The 1254-nt window shown below is 47.7% G+C and carries 2 protein-coding genes and 1 pseudogene; 2 read left to right on the top strand and 1 reads right to left on the bottom strand.

Features of this window, described 5'->3' with window-relative positions; all coding sequences use genetic code 11:
- Positions 1 to 87: pseudogene (locus ACYQ2L_RS17135) on the bottom strand (DUF2283 domain-containing protein); the annotation flags it as partial.
- A gap of 392 nt (positions 88 to 479) precedes the next feature.
- Here ACYQ2L_RS17135 and ACYQ2L_RS17130 point away from each other — a divergent pair.
- Complete coding sequence (locus ACYQ2L_RS17130; RefSeq protein WP_460058336.1) at positions 480 to 668, top strand: hypothetical protein; 189 nt, start codon at positions 480 to 482, stop codon at positions 666 to 668.
- On the top strand, positions 653 to 985 hold the full coding sequence (locus tag ACYQ2L_RS17125; protein WP_460058334.1) for a type II toxin-antitoxin system PemK/MazF family toxin: 333 nt from the start codon (positions 653 to 655) through the stop codon (positions 983 to 985). Before ACYQ2L_RS17130 ends, ACYQ2L_RS17125 begins: the two co-directional genes overlap by 16 nt.
- Positions 986 to 1254 lie beyond the last annotated feature (269 nt).

Below are 1254 nucleotides of genomic sequence, written 5' to 3'. Positions count from 1 at the left end.
ACTCACCGGGTTTCCGGATGCATCGATATCCACATACATATTTTCACTCATTTCCTGCGTTTCGACAGGGTCAGCATTCGAAAACACAATATGGGCTGTGTCCCGGCTGCACTTAAGAAAGCACAGCCGGTTCAGGCTATGCGGAGCTGCGCGCCTGAACCGCCGGGCTACTTACGTGCGCCCGGCTGGCGCTCCGGCCTGCGGACTGTCGGTATCGACCGAACAAGCCGGCACGACAAATCAGCCCGCAGGCTGCTGCGCACTCCTACTATCCTTCACGCAAAAGAAAGCAAAGGAATAGGTCAGTCGTTCTTCCTTCGTCAAGCCTGCAGTATACAGGAGATAGAGTTCAATCAGTCTGAATCTTGAGGTGTGAATCAAGAGCAAGCCGCCAGTCTTTGCGCTCACACAGAAGGAAAGCCTCAAATAGTCTTGTTGGCACAAACATCTCAGGATATACTATTTATAAGGGGACATGTATGAGTGTAAGAGAAATATTGCAGCGTGAAACGGCAGATTTGCCGACAGAAAAGGTCCAGGAAGTTCTGGATTTTGTCCTGTTTCTAAAAACCCGCAATGAAGATTCATTCTGGTACAGAGTCGCCGAAAGCAGTCTATCCGAAATATGGAACTCACCCGAAGAGGACATCGCGTGGAAGAATTTGTAAGAGGTTGCATAGTCGTAATTCCGTTTCCATTCTCTGACTTGAGCAGTAGCAAACGTCGACCTGCGCTGGTCATAGCGGAACTTCCTTATAATGACCTGCTCTTGTGCCAGATTACCAGTAAATTTAAGCTTGATGAGTTCGCTTTACCACTTTCTTCAAAAGACTTTGCAACCGGTTCACTTCCATCGCAAAGCTATGTCCGATGCGGCAAATTGTTTTGTGCCTCCTCGTCTATCGTAGAAAAAAACGTTGCCCAAATAACTGCGTCTGCCCTTTCATCAATTATTGAAACAACTATCAAGCTATTACGAGCATAGCGTTTACACCCTCCAAACAGCTATGATATTGATCCACTATGGTTTCTACCATTGTCCATGGCGGAGAGTTCTTCCCTGGCCGACAGCAGAACACCACGAAGTATTCAATGCGTACCAGGCAACAGAAAGCAAAAAACTATCTCAGTCGTTCTTCCTTTGATCATCCTGCAGAAGGCGGCGCAGCTCTTCAATCGGAAGCTCAACAATTCTGGCAATTTCCTCAAGCGGCATTGTGCCTTCAAGGTTGCGGGCTACTTTCAGGGCTTTTA

The organism is Spirochaeta dissipatitropha, assembly GCF_054657935.1.
The sequence above is the reverse complement of the archived record's forward strand: the minus strand, read 5'-3'. Positions and strand labels throughout refer to the sequence as shown.